Genomic DNA, 14070 nt, shown 5'->3' with positions numbered 1-14070 from the left:
CTCCTGCTTGGTCAATGCAGCGCTATTATAATTTATTTCTTCTACACCCTCTTGGCGACGCAAAAGAAGGTGGGTGCGCCGCCGGGCGCACATCCCGGCTCCCGTCCTCAACCAAGGCACACCGCTAAAAACAGTGGCAGCACAGGGCCTCACACCCGGACACAGGCTTCAGCACAAGTGGATGCGCTGCGGGCCTCTCGCGGCAACAAGCAGCAAGCAGCAAGCAGTCAGCCTGCCTGCGGCATCACCAGCTGCGCACGCAATCCCCCCTCGGGCCGGTTGTGCAGACTCAGCCGGCAGCCATCGCGCTCCGCCAGGTCGCGCGCGATGGCCAGGCCCAGGCCATAGCCCGCCGTGTTCCCCGGGAGGTCGCCGGCCATCGCGTGCGCCGGCAGCGGGTCCTGCGACAGCCGCACCCAGGGCTCCAGCGCCTGTCCCAACTGCGCTTCGGGGATGCCGGGGCCCGAGTCGTCGATGTGCAGCACCGCGCCTTCGGGCAGGGCGTGCACGCTGAGCGTGGCGCCGCCACCATGGCGCACGGCATTGCCCACCAGGTTGCCGATCACGCGGCGCAGTGCAGCGGTGCGGGCGCGCACGCGCACGGGTGCGCTGCCGACCGGGGCCTGCAGTTGCACGGGCTGGCCCTGGTCGGCCAGGTCGTCCACCAGCGCCTGCAGCAGGGCCACCAGGTCAATGGAGCGGGCCTGGCTGCCCTCGTGCTGCTCGCGCAGCACGGCCAGGGTGTCGCCGATCATTTCGTCCATCTCGCGGATGTCGCTGATGGCGGCCTGTTGCGCCGGGCCTTCGGGCCACTGGGCCACGCGCATGCGTAGCCGGGTCAGGGGGGTGCGCAGGTCATGCGATACGGCGGCCATGTGCAGGCCGCGTGCGTCGAACTGCTCCTTGAGCCGCTGCGACATCTGGTTGAACACCTGTGCGGCGTTGCGCACCTCCACGGTGCCCAGCGTTTCATCGAGCACGGGCGGCCTGCCGCCCTTGTCGATGCCTTGCGACAGGGCGCTGGCGGCATGGGACAGCCGCAACATGGGGCGCGACAGCCAGCGCGCTCCCAGGAAGGCCGCCAGGCCGATCAGCACGAAGCGGATGCCGTAGTCCAGCCACAGCGCGTTGCCGGGCATGGAGCCGCCCATGCGCTGCGGACCCGGGGCGGTGAACGGGTTGGGCGTGCGGCCATCGCCGCTGCCCGCGCTGCCCCCGGGGGGCTGGAAGGACGGCGCAGCCATGCGCTCGCCCCCAACCATGGGCGGCGGGCCGGGCCAGGGGCTGCCGCCGGGGCCTGCATTCGGTCCTGACCGCGGCGGCGGCGGGCCTCCGGGCATGCCGGAGCCGGTGAGGGGGTTGCCAGGCGGTAGCGAGGCCAGCGGCGGCAGGCGCGAGAGCGCAGTGCCCAGGTCCTGCTGGTGGCGCAGGTTGGTGACCACCAGGTAGGCCACCAGGTGGCTGCCGGCCAGCGCCACCCACATGAGGATGAACAGGCGCAGGAACAGGGTGTCCAGGCGACGCCAATTCCAGCGCCCACCCGGCGCTGCGGGTTTCACCGCTGCACCTCCACGTCGAACAGGTAGCCCTCGCCGCGCAGGGTGCGTATCAGGGGGCGATCGCGCTGGCCTTCACCGAGCTTGCCGCGCAGGCGCGATACGGCCAGGTCGATGCTGCGGTCGCTCACCACCACGCCGGGGGAGCGCGAGAGGTCGAGCAGCCGGTCGCGGCTGAGCACCTTGCCGGCATGGGCCGTGAAGGCCTCCAGCAGGCGGAACTCGGCGCTCGACAGCGCCACCATGGTGCCGTCGGGCGAGACCAGTTCGCGCCGCAGGCGGTCGAAGGTCCAGCCCTCGAAGCGCACCTGGGGTGCATCGGCCTGCTGCGGGGCGGCGGTGCCGCGGCGCAGCACGGCCTTGATGCGTGCCACCAGCTCGCGCGGCTCGAAGGGCTTGGACAGGTAGTCATCGGCCCCGAGTTCGAGGCCCAGCACGCGCGACATGGGGTCGCCCTGCGCCGTGAGCACGATCACGGGCAACTGGCCATGGTCGCGGCGCACCCACTGGCACAGGGTCAGGCCGTCTTCGTCGGGCAGCATCAGGTCGAGCAGCACCACGTCGAAACCCTGGCGCGCCAGCGCGGCGCGCATGCCCCGGCCATCGCCCACAGCCTCGGTGGTGAAGCCGAAGGTTCCCAGGTAGTCGAGCAGCAGGGTGCGGATGGCGGGATCGTCGTCCACCAGCAGGCATCGGATCATGCGGAAATCTTGTGGCAGTGGTGAAGGGCCGAAGGTAGCACAGCCCAGGCGGATTCAGGAGGCCGCTTGCGGTGTGGCAACGCCCAGCAGCGCGTGGAGCCTCGGACTCGTGGTCGTGTACTGCAAGGCCACCTTGTCGCCGCTCAGGGCCTCGGCCGCGCCGAAGGCAGCCAGCGTGGCTTCGTGAAAACCGCACAGGATGAGCTTGCGCTTGCCCGGGTAGGTGTTGATGTCGCCCACGGCGTAGATGCCGGGCACGCTGGTGCGAAAGCTGGCCGTGTCCACCACCAGCTGCTTGCGTTCGATGGCGATGCCCCAGTCGGCAATCGGCCCCAGTCGCGGGGAGATGCCCAGGGCGGCGATCAGGCAGTCGAGCGGTTCGTTGGCGGTGTGGCCCTCGGTGTCCACCACCTGCAGGGCGGTCAGGCGCCCGCCCTCGGCGACCACGCCGGTGATCTGGCCGACGATGACCTCGATACGCCCTGCATCGCGCAGGGCCTGCAATTGCTGCAACTGATCGGGCGGCGCCTGAAAGGCATCGCGCCGGTACAGCAGGCGGATGCTGGCTGGGGCTTCATCTGCGGCAAGGCCTGCCAGGGTGATCGCATGGGCCACGGCGGCTTCGTCGCCGCCGTGCACCACCACGCGCTGGCCCGCCACCACGGTGCCGGCGGGCAGGTGCTGGTAGTGCACCTGCGTGCCGACAAAAGGCTCTATGCCCTCGACCTTGAGCGTGCGCGGCACGAAGGCGCCCACGCCGGCAGCGATGAACACGCTGCGCGCCAGCAGGGCCTGGCCCTGGCTGGTTTCGATGAGGATGCGGCCATCGTCCTGCAGTGCCACGGACGCGACCAGCGCACCCAGGTGCCAGTGCGGCTGGAACGGGGCGATCTGCTGCAGCAGCAAGGCCGCCAGCTCGCGCCCGCTGCACACGGGCACGCCCGGGATGTCATAGATGGGCTTGTCGCCATACAGCTCCACGCACTGGCCGCCGGCATGGGGCAGCGCGTCGATCACATGGGCGGTGATGCCCTGCAGGCCGAGCTGGAAGACCTGGAACAGGCCCACCGGGCCTGCACCGATGACCACGGCATCCGTGGCGATGGGAGGGGACGATTGCGCGAGCGTGGACACCGGCGAATGAAGCGATGCCGCTCAGCGGACCAGCTCGTTGACCTTGCCGGGCTTGCCGTTCCAATCGTCGGCGTCGGGCAGGGCGGGCTTGCGCTTGGTGATGCTCTTCCAGCCGTCGGCAAAGGCCAGGTCGGCGTTGAGCTTGATGAAAGCGATCTGGTCGGCCGGCAGGTCTTCTTCGGCAAAGATGGCATTGGCCGGGCACTCGGGGATGCACACGGCGCAATCGATGCACTCATCGGGGTCGATGACGAGCATGTTGGGGCCTTCGCGGAAGCAGTCCACGGGGCAGACGTCCACACAATCGGTGAACTTGCACTTGATGCAGTTTTCGGAGACGACGTGGGTCATGACGAGAGTTGTGTGGGTCGGTGAAAACCCTCTATTTTAGAAGCTTTCACCGGCCTTGGGTTGCTGGGCCCCTGGGTCTGAGAGGGTGACGCAGGGGTTTTGGGCGCACAAATGTGCGCTCATTGCGAATGCGGATCAGTTGACCAGCACAGCGCCGGCAGTTTTGTGGCTCGCGGTGTCCACCAGGATCAGCGAGCCGAGCACGCGCGCCTGGCTAAAGGGGGCAGCGGGAAGGGGCTCCTGCAGCAGCAGTTCCACATGGCCGATGGCATTGGGGTCGAGTTGCGTGGCTTCGTCCTCGGCCAGGGTGTTGATGTCCAGGCGGTGCACCACGCGCTTGACCTTGGCTTTGACCCAGCGGTGCCCATGCAGCGCCCAGTAGACGCGGCCGGCGACCAGCGGCTCGTCGTCCATCCAGGCCACGGTGGTCAGCAGCTCGCGGCTGGCGGGCCAGGCGGGCACGGCGGCAGGGGTGTCGAAATCGTCCTCGGCAGCCGCCGCAGCGGGCGTGGGGGCGGCCAGGATCCAGTCGCCGCGCGACACGTCCACTTCGCGGTCGAGGATGATGCCGGCGCTCTGGCCCGCATCCACGCCCACGGGGCGGCGCGCATGGTCGAGCACCTGGGCCACGGTGGCGCTCTGGCCGCTCGGGAAGATCTGCACGGCCGTGCCAGGTGCCACGGCGCCCGCGGCCACCCGGCCCCAGAACACGCGGCGGCCCTGCGATGTGTCGGCGGAGGACGAGAACTTCTCCACCCACTGCACTGGAAAGGCCAGGGGCAGGCCGGTATCGGCCGGGGTGTTGGGCAATTGTTCGAGCACTTCGAGCAGCGTGGGGCCGTTGTAGCCGCACCAGCCCGCATGGGCGTCGACCACGTTCCAGCCCTTCAAGGCCGACACCGGCACCGTGGCGCGCACGGCAATGCCGGCATCTGCGGCGAACTGTGCCAGGGCGGCGCTGATGTGGGCGAAGGCCAGTTCGGGGTTGGCCACGGCATCGAGCTTGTTCACGGCGAACACCAGCGAGTGCACGCGCAGCAGGTGGGCCAGCAGCGAGTGGCGGCGCGTCTGCGGCAGCAGTGCCAGGGCTGCGTTCTGCCAGTCAAGCTTGGTCGCATCGACCAGCACCACGGCGGCGTCGGCGCTGCTGGCGGCGGTGACCATGTTGCGCGTGTACTGCTCATGGCCGGGCGCATCGCCGATGATGAACTTGCGCGACTCGGTGGCGAAGTAGCGGTAGGCCACGTCGATGGTGATGCCTTGCTCGCGCTCGGCCGAAAGGCCGTCGGTGAGCAGGGCCAGGTCGGTCTCGCCGCCGCGCTGCACGCCGGCCAGATGGTCTTGCAGCACGGCGCGGCTGTCCACCAGCAGGCGGCCGATCAGCGTGCTCTTGCCGTCGTCGACGCTGCCGCAGGTGATGAACTTGAGGGCCGAGGCATGGTTGCTGCCAGCGTTGGCTGCGGCAGGGGCGGTGGCTTGGTGTGCGGTGGTCATCAGAAATACCCGTCCTTCTTGCGCTTTTCCATCGAGGCATCGCTCGTCTTGTCGTCCATGCGGGTCGCGCCGCGCTCGCTCACGTCGGCGGCCAGGGTCTCGATCACGATCTCTGCCGGGGTGGCGGCCGTGCTCTCCACCGGCGCGGTGCAGGTGATGTCGCCCACCGTGCGAAAACGCACGTCGCGTGTCTGCACCGTCTCGCCTTCGCGCGGTGGCGTCAGCTCGGTCACAGGCATCAGCAGGCCCCGGCGGTCCACCACCTCGCGCTTGTGCGTGTAGTAAATGCTGGGAAGGCCAATCTGCTCGCGGTCGATGTACTGCCACACGTCCAGCTCGGTCCAGTTGCTGATGGGGAACACGCGAAAGTGCTCGCCGGGCTGCAGGCGGGTGTTGAACAACGTCCACAGCTCGGGGCGCTGGGCCTTGGGCTGCCATTGGCCGAAGCTGTCGCGGTGCGAGAAGATGCGCTCCTTGGCGCGGGCCTTTTCTTCGTCGCGGCGGGCGCCGCCGATCAGTGCGTCGAAGCGGAACTCCTCGATGGCTTCGAGCAGCGTGACCGACTGGTGCACGTTGCGGCTCTCACCGGGGTGGGCCAGGCGCACCGTGCCGCGCGCCATCGAGTCCTCGACGCTGCGCACGATGAGTTCGGCACCCAGTTCCTTGGCGCGCGAATCACGGAAGTCCGTGACTTCTTTGAAGTTGTGGCCCGTGTCGATCATGAGCAGCGGGTAGGGGATGCGGCCCACGCCGAAGGCCTTCTCAGCGCACTTGAGCATCACCAGCGAATCCTTGCCGCCCGAGAACAGCAGGGTGGGGCGCTCGAAGGCGGCAGCCACCTCGCGCAGGATGAAGATGGTTTCCTCTTCCAGGGCATCGAGGTGCGAGTTGTTCAGGTGGTGGCTCATGTTCTTGTTCTGCAGCAGCGCGGCATCGGTGCGGGCGTTCATGGTCGGGTCAGCGGTGGGGTCAGTGGGCTATATGGAGGCCGCATTCGCGGTTCTCTTCGCCCTTGGTGGGGTCCACGTAGTCGAAGTTGTTCGGCAGGCCGTGCTTCTGGCAATACTCGTACAGCTCCTTGGACGACCAGTGCAGCAGCGGCGCGACCTTGATCAGCCCGTCGGGGTTGATGCTCACCGGGTCCATCTGGGCACGCACGGCGGTGTCGGTGGCGCGCAGCGCGGTGAACCAGACCTTGGGGGCCGTCTCGCGCAGGGCGCGGGTAAAGGGCTCCAGCTTCACTTCTTCGGTGAAGGCGGCATGGCGCGGGTCGTCCAGCCCGGGCGTTGCGCCCTCCACGGCTTCGCGGTGCGCACGCGAGCGGCGCGGCAGGTAGATCTGCAGCTTCAGGCCGAGCTGTTTGGTCACTTCATCGGCAAAGCGGTAGGTGGCTTCGGTGTTGTAGCCGTTGTCCATCCAGACCACCGGAACATCGGGCTGCACGCGGCTGACCATGTGCAGGATCACGGCCTCGAAGGGGCGGAAGTTGGTGGTGACGATGGGGCGCTGGCCCAGGCCCAGGGCCCAGGCGACGAGACCCTCGGCGTTGCGGCCGAGTTCGGCGTTTACGGATGCGAGATCGAATTGGCTCATGGTGTTATGCGGTGACGGCCTTGTCGGCAAAGATCGGCTGGTGGTTGACCGCGTCGCCCTGGTAGAAGCCAGGGAACATCTCGAACTGGCGCTGCGCGTCCGCTGCGTCCACGCCCTCGCGCAGCACGGCCGACGAAAAGCCTGTGCGCTGCATCTGCACCAGCTGGTCGATCAGCACGTCGCCCGTGGCGCGGATGTCGCCCTTGAAACCGCGGCGGCGGCGCAGCAGAAAGGCCTGGCTGAAGGCCCGGCCGTCGGTGAAGCTGGGGAAGTGCAGGTCCACGCGCTCCACGCCGTCCAGCGCCAGCGCCAGGGCATCGGCATCGTTGGCCAGCGCCACGCTGCGCGTGTCGCCTTCGGCAGGGGCCTGGTGGTCTTGGGATGCAAGTATCTTCATGGGGTGTCTATCTCTGTTCTGGGGCGGGGCTCAGGCGGCAGCCACGGCCTCTTCCTTGTGGCGGGCCGTCTTGGCGGCTTCCTTGAACGGGTCCAGGCCGGCGCGGCGCACGGTGCTCTGGAAGGTCTCGCCGCTTTCGCGCAGGTCGCGGTAGGTGCCGAGCACGGCTTCGATCACGTCAGGCACTTCGGCCGCCGAGAACGAGGGGCCGATCACCTTGCCGGCCACGGCCGCGCCCGACAGGTCGGAGCCGTCCGAGCCGCCCAGCGTGACCTGGTACCACTCCTTGCCGTCCTTGTCGACGCCCAGGATGCCGATATGGCCGCTGTGGTGGTGGCCGCAGCTGTTGATGCAGCCGCTGATGTGCAGGTCGATCTCGCCGATGTCGTCGAGCTCGTCGAGGTCCTGGTAGCGCTGCGTGATGGCTTCGGCAATGGGCAGCGAGCGCGCATTGGCCAGCGAGCAGAAGTCACCGCCGGGGCAGGCGATCATGTCGGTGAGCAGTTGCACGTTGGCGCTGGCCAGGCCCAGGGCCTTGGCTTCCTGCCACAGGTCGAACAGGCGGCTGGCATGCACCCAGGGCAGCAGCACATTCTGGTCGTGCGTCACGCGGGCTTCGCCTGCGGAGTATTGGTCCACCAGGTCGGCCAGGGCCGTGAGCTGTTCGCTGGTGGCGTCGCCCGGCGACTGGCCAGGGCGCTTGAAGGACAGCGTCACGGCGCGCAGCTGTGCATTCTTGTGTGCGTGCACGTTGCGCTGCAGCCAGCGGCCAAAGGCCACGTGCTCGGCGGCCTGCGCTTGCAGCGATGCGGCCAGGGCGGCGGGGTCGGCATCGGGGATGTCGGCCAGGACGGGCGGCACGAAGCAGGCGGCCACGCGGTCGAACTCGGCCTGGGGCACGGTGTGCGGGCCACCGTCGATCTCCATGATCTGGCGGTACTCTTCTTCCACATCGTCGATGTACTTCTGGCCTTCGGACTTGACCAGGATCTTGATGCGCGCCTTGTACTTGTTGTCGCGCCGGCCGTGCTCGTTGTACACGCGCACGATGGCCTCGATGTAGTTCATGATCTGGTTCCACGGCAGGAACTCGCGGATCACGGTGCCGATCACCGGGGTGCGGCCCATGCCGCCACCCACGAAGACCTTGAAGCCGATCTCGCCGGCTTCATTCCTGGCCATGTGCAGGCCCACGTCGTGCCAGCCGGTGGCCGCGCGGTCGTCCGCCGCGCCGCTGATAGCGATCTTGAACTTGCGCGGCAAAAAGGCGAATTCGGGGTGCAGCGTGGTCCACTGGCGCAGGATCTCGGCGTAGGGACGGGGGTCGATCAGCTCGTCCACGGCCACGCCGGCCAGTGCATCGGTGGTGGTGTTGCGGATGCAGTTGCCGCTGGTCTGGATGCCATGCATGTCCACGCTGGCCAAGAGGTCCATCACGTCGGCCGCCTTGGACAGCGGGATCCAGTTGAACTGCACGTTGGTGCGCGTGGTGAAGTGGGCGCAGTTCTTGGGCAAAAAGGTCGTGCCCAGCAGGCCCTGGCCGTCCATGGCGGCCTTGAAGACTGCCGCTTCAGGTTCGTCGTAGTCCCGCGCGATGGTGGCCAGCACGCGCAGCTGGCGGCTGGCGATCTCGCCGTAGGGTACGGCCACGCGCAGCATGGGCGCGTAGCGCTGCACGTACCAGCCGTTCTGCAGGCGCAGGGGGCGGAAGTCGTCTTCCGGCAGCTTGCCGGCCTGCCAGCGCTCGAGCTGGTCGCGGAACTGGCGTGAACGCTGGTGGACGAACGTTTTGTCGAATTCTGTGTATTGGTACATCGTGGGGTACTCAGATCATTATCAATTTGGCGCCTGCCCAGGCCAGCAGGACGGACAGGGCGGAGCGGATCAGGCGCTCGGGCGTGCGGGTGACCAGGCGTGAACCCAGCCAGATGCCCGGCAGCGAGCCAGCCAGCAATTGTGCAAGCAAAGTCCAGTCCACCGAGCCGAGCGACGCATGTCCCAGCCCTGCCACCAGGGTCAAGGGCACGGCGTAGGCGATGTCGGCGCCGATGACGCGCGGCAGCGGCAGCAGCGGGTACACCAGCAGCAGCACGGTGACGCCGATGGCGCCCGCACCTACCGAGGTGAAGGTCACCAGCGTGCCGATCACCGCGCCCAGCAGCACCGGCAGGCTCCAGTGGCGCGGGCGGGTGGCCTGCTCGGCGTTGGCCAGGCGCAGGGCCTGGTCGGCCGCCTGGCGCTGGCGTGAAAAGGCGACGACCTTGTACAGTGTGGCCGCTGCCGTGAGCAGCAGGGCAAAGCCCAGCGTGGTGGTCATGATGCGCTGGGCCTGGGCGCTGGCCGGGCCCAGTTCCTTGAGCGCCCACAGCGCGAGGATGGCGGCGGGGATGCTGCCCGCGCATAACTGGCCCACCACGCGCCAGGGCACCAGGCGCTGGCGTGCCATGCTCACCGTGCCGCCCATCTTGGTGAAGGCGGCGAACAGCAGGTCGGTGCCGATGGCCAAATGGGGCTTGATGCCGAAGAAAAAGATCAGCACAGGCGTCATCAGCGAGCCACCGCCCACACCGGTCAGGCCAACAATGAACCCGACCGCAAAACCCGCCAAAACAAACGCCAAATCGTGCATGCCAGCGAATGTAGAGGCACGGCTTATGGATGCAAACTATTGTTTTGTCCTGCCCTTATGCGGATAAGCTTATGCGCCAGTGCTGACGCGGGTTTGCCATGGGTCGAGAGGGTCCAGACCCTTGTTGCATGCTGGTTACACACCGGCCAGCCGCTCGGCGCCCAGCGCCTTGGCCAGCTTCGCATCCAGCGGCAGAGGCTCGCCCTGCAGCCGTGCCGCGAGCAGTTCGCCGCACAGGATGGACAGGGTCAGCCCGCGCGCACCCATGGCCGTGCAGGTCCACACACCCGGCAGGGCCACGGCATCGACCGGACCCACCACGGGCAGGCGGTCGTGCAGGGTGCAGCGCACGGCGGCCCAGGTGCGCAGACCTTCGGCCGGCGCGTGCGGGCCGGCCATGGCGGCAAAGTCCGCCCGCAGGCGCTCGGCGGCAGACGGCAGCAGCCCCTGCATCTTGCCGTGGTTGGCGGCGTGCGCCTCCCGTTGCTCGGCGGGCGTCGGAGGCAGGGCGGTCATGCCGCGCTCGAAGGTCGAGCCCATGATCCAGGCACGGGGCGCATCCGGCCCGTCCGATAGCGGAAAGTCGGGCACCAGGTTGCCGTTGCCGTTGAGCGGGAAGGGCGCCAGCGGCGCAGCGCCGGGCCCATAGGTGCCGATGGACACCTGGCCACGCAAGGCCTGCAGGGGCCAGTGGCTGGCCAGCAGCGGGCGGCTGTCGGCGCCAGCGGCAATCACCACCACCGGGGCCTGGGCGAGCACCTGGCCTGCGGCGTCCAGCGCTTGCCAGGCGGCACCGGGGGTATCGTCCTTGCGCTGCAGCCGCGCCACGCGGCAGTCGCCCTGCCAGGTGATGCCCGGCTGGGCCAGCAGTTCGGCCACCAGGCGTGCGGGGCGCAGCCAGCCCGCATGGGGGTGCCAGTTGGCGGGGGTGTCGGCCGGCAGGCGGGCCTGCCGCAGCGTGTCTTCACTGGCCGGTTGGCTCCAGTCGGTGCCGGGGCCCTGGGCCCAGGTGGCGGGCAGGGCCTTGTTGCGGGCCTTGTCGGCGGCATGGCGCTCCAGCACGCCACTCTGGCCAAAGTCCTGCCCCTCGCGCAGTAGCGCGCGGGCCTGGGTCAGGGTGGCGCGCACCCCGCTGCGCGACAGGCGCGACAGCAGGCTGTCGTCGGGCGAGACATGGGGTGCGAACACGCCGGCGGGCAGGCCCGAGGCGCCGGCCGCTGGTGCCGCCGCCTGGTCCAGCACCTGCACGCGCCAGCCGCGCCGCGCCAGGCTGGCCGCGCAGGCCGCGCCAGCCACGCCAGCGCCGATCACGATGCAGTCGCCCGGCGGCAATGGATAAGGCTCCGGGTGTGCCGGCGCTGCAGTGCGCGGCTCCCAGCGCGGGTTGAAGGTGGCGTGCAGGTTGTCGCGCTTGGGCGGCACACCGGGCATGCGCGTGACCTCGAAGCCGCACTGGGCCAGCGCATCGCGCACGGCGCGTGCAATGGTCCAGGTGGCCAGGCGCGTGCCGCGCCGGCAGCAGCGCGCCACGGCCTTGAGGGTGTGCGCGTCCCAGATCTCCGGGTTGCGCTGGGGGCTGAAGCCATCGAGGTAGACGGCATCGACCGTGAGCGCCTGCTGGCGCAGCATTGCCTGGGTGTCGCCCACGTAGAGCGTGAGCAGCACCCGCCCTGCGTCGAAGCTGAGCCGGTGAACGCCCGGCAGCAGGCCCCACCACTGGGCGTGCAACTGCTGCGCCAGTGGGGCGAGTTCGGGGTGGGCGCTGGTGGCGCGCAGCAGGTCATCGGCCCCCACGGGCCAGGCCTCGGTGGAGACGAAGTGCAGCAGCGTGCAGCGCTTTGGATCGGCACGCCAGGCAGCCCAGGTCACCAGGAAGTTCAGGCCGAAGCCGAACCCGGTTTCCAGGATGCGCCATTGCGCTTGCCCAGCCCACGCCTGCGGCAGGCCGCAGCCGTGCAAAAACACCTGACGGGCCTGCGTGAGGCCGCCGTTTTCACTGTGGTAGCGGTCGCCGAAGCGGGGGCTGTAGGGGGTGCCGTCCGGCAGCCAGTCGACAGGCTCGGACATGGGCAGGGCGTGCGCTGAGCGCTTATTCAGGCGTTGGGGGCACGTAGCCCGCTGCTGCGTCGGCACCGCCGCCGAAGAAATGGTTCTCCATCTGGCGGGCCAGGTACTGGCGCGCGCGCGCATCGGCCAGGTTCAGGCGGTTTTCATTGACCAGCATGGTCTGGTGCTTGAGCCAGCCGGCCCACGCTTCCTTGCTCACGCCTTCCCAGATGCGCTTGCCCAGCTCGCCCGGGTAGGGGGGGAAATCCAGGCCTTCGGCTTCCTTGCCGAGCTTGATGCATTGAACGGTGCGTGCCATGGGGATTTTCCTTGTAAATCGTTGTGCGAGCGAAGTGCTCAGATAGTTTCGGTATAAAGAACTGAAATCTTAGTTGTTTCAGTTTTGATGGCTGCCTCACAGAATGCGATCCATCGGTGTCCAGCACCCATTCACATCCCTAATTGAAGAGGCTCCTCCATGAACTTTCGCCGCGACTTTATCAAGTTTCCCTTTGCCGCTGCCCTGGTGGGCAGCTTGGCCCTGACGGCATTGCCGTCGTTTGCCCAATCGGTGACGCTGCTGAACGTCTCCTACGACCCCACTCGCGAGCTGTACGTGGAGTTCAACCAGGCCTTCGCCAAGTACTGGAAGGGCAAGACCGGGCAGGACGTGACGATCAAGCAATCGCACGGCGGCTCGGGCAAGCAAGCGCGCTCCATCATCGACGGCCTGGACGCCGACGTGGCCACCCTGGCCCTGGCTGGCGACACCGACGCCCTGCACACCAACGGCGGCTGGATCCCCAAGGACTGGCAAAAGCGCCTGCCGCACAACAGCTCGCCCTACACCTCGACCATTGTGCTCGTGGTGCGCCAGGGCAATCCCAAGGGAATCAAGGACTGGGACGACCTCATCAAGCCCGGCGTCAGCGTGATCACGCCCAACCCCAAGACCTCGGGCGGCGCCCGCTGGAACTACCTGGCCGCCTGGGAATTCGCCAAGCGCAAGCTGGGCGGCGACGCCCAGGCCAAGGACTTCGTGGCCAAGCTCTACGGCAACGTGCCCGTGCTGGACACCGGCGCCCGCGGCTCCACCATCACCTTCGCCCAGCGCAACCAGGGTGACGTGCTCATCGCCTGGGAGAACGAGGCCTACCTGCTCGAAAAGGAATTCGGCACCAAGTTCGACGTGATCGCGCCGTCGCTGTCCATCCTGGCCGAGCCCGCCGTGTCCGTGGTCGACAAGAACGTGGACAAGAAGGGCACCCGTGTGGTGGCCGAGGAATACCTCAAGTTCCTGTACAGCGAGGAAGGCCAGGACATTGCCGGCAAGAACTTCTACCGCCCGGCCATTTCCGACAAGGCCAAGGCCAAGTACGCCAAGCAGTTCCCCAAGCTCAACCTGGTGACCATCGACGGCGCCTTCGGTGGCTGGGACAAGGCGGCCAAGGACCACTTCGCCGACAACGCAAGCTTCGACCAGATCTATACACGCAAGTGAACCCCGCCCATCGCGCAAAGGACAGTTCTCCATGTCAGCCCTCTTGATTGCCGGCAGCCCGTCGGAACGCTCGCGCTCAGCCGCCCTGCTGGACGCCGTGGCCCAACGCCTGTCGGTGCGCGGCGCGCTGGTGGACCGCATCCACATCCGCGACCTGTCGCCCCAGGCACTGCTGCTGGCCGATTTCGCCCACCCCACGGTGGTCGGCGCCGTCGACCAGGTGGCCCAGGCGCGGGTGCTGGTGGTGGCTACGCCGGTCTACAAGGCGGCCTATAGCGGCGTGCTCAAGGTCTTCCTGGACCTGCTGCCGCAGACCGCGCTCAAGGGCAAGATCGTGCTGCCCCTGGCCACGGGCGGCAGCCCGCACCACATGCTGGCGCTGGACTATGCGCTCAGGCCCGTGCTGCAGTCGCTGGGCGCCAAGCACATCCTGCCCGGCATCTACGCCACCGACTCCCAGGTCGCCCTGACGCCCGAGGGCGCCTACGACCTGCATGCCGACATTGCCGCCCGCCTGGACGAAGCGGTGAACGTGCTGATCACCGAAACCCTGCGCCCACCGGCGGCGCAGGCCGGGCGCTTTGCGCCTGTGCACTTCTCGCAGGTGCGATGTAGCGTCTGACGCAGTGGGTGTCGCCCGAGCTTTTCAACGCTCCGGCGGCATCCAC

The 14070-nt window shown here is 68.2% G+C and carries 14 protein-coding genes; 2 read left to right on the top strand and 12 right to left on the bottom strand.

Annotation, left to right across the window (positions count from 1 at the left end):
* Nucleotides 1–227: 227 nt before the first annotated feature.
* The 12 genes from ASE31_RS30760 to ASE31_RS30705 form a co-directional block, all read right to left on the bottom strand.
* The gene (locus ASE31_RS30760) at nt 228–1559 is read right to left on the bottom strand and encodes an ATP-binding protein (protein WP_057207076.1); all 1332 of its coding nucleotides are present in this window, start codon (nt 1557–1559) and stop codon (nt 228–230) included.
* Complete coding sequence (locus ASE31_RS30755) at nt 1556–2257, bottom strand: response regulator (protein WP_057207074.1); 702 nt, start codon at nt 2255–2257, stop codon at nt 1556–1558. The genes ASE31_RS30760 and ASE31_RS30755 overlap by 4 nt, the downstream gene beginning before the upstream one ends.
* A 54-nt stretch (nt 2258–2311) precedes the next feature.
* The gene (locus ASE31_RS30750; RefSeq protein ID WP_057207072.1) at nt 2312–3391 is read right to left on the bottom strand and encodes an NAD(P)/FAD-dependent oxidoreductase; all 1080 of its coding nucleotides are present in this window, start codon (nt 3389–3391) and stop codon (nt 2312–2314) included.
* A gap of 21 nt (nt 3392–3412) precedes the next feature.
* Nucleotides 3413–3742, bottom strand: a complete 330-nt coding sequence (gene fdxA, locus ASE31_RS30745) for a ferredoxin FdxA (RefSeq protein ID WP_057207069.1) — start codon at nt 3740–3742, stop codon at nt 3413–3415.
* A gap of 135 nt (nt 3743–3877) precedes the next feature.
* Nucleotides 3878–5236, bottom strand: coding sequence for a sulfate adenylyltransferase subunit 1 (locus ASE31_RS30740; protein ID WP_057207067.1), 1359 nt, complete (start codon nt 5234–5236; stop codon nt 3878–3880).
* Entirely contained in the window at nt 5236–6186 is a 951-nt protein-coding gene (gene cysD, locus ASE31_RS30735) for a sulfate adenylyltransferase subunit CysD (RefSeq protein ID WP_057207064.1), read from the bottom strand. Before cysD ends, ASE31_RS30740 begins: the two co-directional genes overlap by 1 nt.
* 19 nt (nt 6187–6205) lie before the next feature.
* Nucleotides 6206–6829 (bottom strand): phosphoadenosine phosphosulfate reductase family protein, encoded by a 624-nt coding sequence (locus tag ASE31_RS30730; RefSeq protein WP_057207063.1) that lies wholly within the window; start codon nt 6827–6829, stop codon nt 6206–6208.
* A gap of 4 nt (nt 6830–6833) precedes the next feature.
* On the bottom strand, nt 6834–7226 hold the full coding sequence (locus ASE31_RS30725) for a DUF934 domain-containing protein (RefSeq protein ID WP_057207061.1): 393 nt from the start codon (nt 7224–7226) through the stop codon (nt 6834–6836).
* A 30-nt stretch (nt 7227–7256) separates the two neighbouring features.
* The gene (locus tag ASE31_RS30720) at nt 7257–9041 is read right to left on the bottom strand and encodes a nitrite/sulfite reductase (RefSeq protein WP_057207059.1); all 1785 of its coding nucleotides are present in this window, start codon (nt 9039–9041) and stop codon (nt 7257–7259) included.
* A gap of 10 nt (nt 9042–9051) precedes the next feature.
* Nucleotides 9052–9855 (bottom strand): sulfite exporter TauE/SafE family protein, encoded by an 804-nt coding sequence (locus ASE31_RS30715; RefSeq protein ID WP_057207057.1) that lies wholly within the window; start codon nt 9853–9855, stop codon nt 9052–9054.
* Between the two features lie 135 nt (nt 9856–9990).
* Complete coding sequence (gene mnmC, locus ASE31_RS30710) at nt 9991–11922, bottom strand: FAD-dependent 5-carboxymethylaminomethyl-2-thiouridine(34) oxidoreductase MnmC (protein WP_057207055.1); 1932 nt, start codon at nt 11920–11922, stop codon at nt 9991–9993.
* Between the two features lie 22 nt (nt 11923–11944).
* A complete protein-coding gene (locus ASE31_RS30705) occupies nt 11945–12220 on the bottom strand; it encodes an oxidative damage protection protein (protein WP_057207053.1) in 276 nt (91 codons plus the stop codon).
* Nucleotides 12221–12379: 159 nt separating this feature from the next.
* On the opposite strand from ASE31_RS30705, the gene ASE31_RS30700 reads away from it, so the two are divergent.
* Both ASE31_RS30700 and ssuE read left to right on the top strand, forming a co-directional pair.
* Entirely contained in the window at nt 12380–13402 is a 1023-nt protein-coding gene (locus tag ASE31_RS30700; RefSeq protein ID WP_057207051.1) for a sulfate ABC transporter substrate-binding protein, read from the top strand.
* A gap of 31 nt (nt 13403–13433) precedes the next feature.
* Nucleotides 13434–14024 carry an NADPH-dependent FMN reductase gene (gene ssuE / locus ASE31_RS30695; protein ID WP_057207049.1) on the top strand — a complete coding sequence of 197 codons (591 nt, stop codon included), beginning with the start codon at nt 13434–13436 and terminating at the stop codon, nt 14022–14024.
* Nucleotides 14025–14070 lie beyond the last annotated feature (46 nt).

The organism is Acidovorax sp. Root217 (assembly GCF_001428645.1).
Taxonomy (GTDB): domain Bacteria; phylum Pseudomonadota; class Gammaproteobacteria; order Burkholderiales; family Burkholderiaceae_C; genus Acidovorax.
The sequence above is the reverse complement of the archived record's forward strand: the minus strand, read 5'-3'. Positions and strand labels throughout refer to the sequence as shown.

What these genes read in the sequence shown, in the direction of transcription:
- fdxA (WP_057207069.1), bottom strand. Translation starts at nt 3,742, where the DNA reads ATGACCCACGTCGTCTCCGAAAACTGCATCAAGTGCAAGTTCACCGAT.
- mnmC (WP_057207055.1), bottom strand. Translation starts at nt 11,922, where the DNA reads ATGTCCGAGCCTGTCGACTGGCTGCCGGACGGCACCCCCTACAGCCCC.
- ASE31_RS30755 (WP_057207074.1), bottom strand. Translation starts at nt 2,257, where the DNA reads ATGATCCGATGCCTGCTGGTGGACGACGATCCCGCCATCCGCACCCTG.
- ssuE (WP_057207049.1), top strand. Translation starts at nt 13,434, where the DNA reads ATGTCAGCCCTCTTGATTGCCGGCAGCCCGTCGGAACGCTCGCGCTCA.
- ASE31_RS30715 (WP_057207057.1), bottom strand. Translation starts at nt 9,855, where the DNA reads ATGCACGATTTGGCGTTTGTTTTGGCGGGTTTTGCGGTCGGGTTCATT.
- ASE31_RS30705 (WP_057207053.1), bottom strand. Translation starts at nt 12,220, where the DNA reads ATGGCACGCACCGTTCAATGCATCAAGCTCGGCAAGGAAGCCGAAGGC.
- ASE31_RS30725 (WP_057207061.1), bottom strand. Translation starts at nt 7,226, where the DNA reads ATGAAGATACTTGCATCCCAAGACCACCAGGCCCCTGCCGAAGGCGAC.
- ASE31_RS30700 (WP_057207051.1), top strand. Translation starts at nt 12,380, where the DNA reads ATGAACTTTCGCCGCGACTTTATCAAGTTTCCCTTTGCCGCTGCCCTG.
- ASE31_RS30730 (WP_057207063.1), bottom strand. Translation starts at nt 6,829, where the DNA reads ATGAGCCAATTCGATCTCGCATCCGTAAACGCCGAACTCGGCCGCAAC.
- ASE31_RS30740 (WP_057207067.1), bottom strand. Translation starts at nt 5,236, where the DNA reads ATGACCACCGCACACCAAGCCACCGCCCCTGCCGCAGCCAACGCTGGC.
- cysD (WP_057207064.1), bottom strand. Translation starts at nt 6,186, where the DNA reads ATGAACGCCCGCACCGATGCCGCGCTGCTGCAGAACAAGAACATGAGC.
- ASE31_RS30720 (WP_057207059.1), bottom strand. Translation starts at nt 9,041, where the DNA reads ATGTACCAATACACAGAATTCGACAAAACGTTCGTCCACCAGCGTTCA.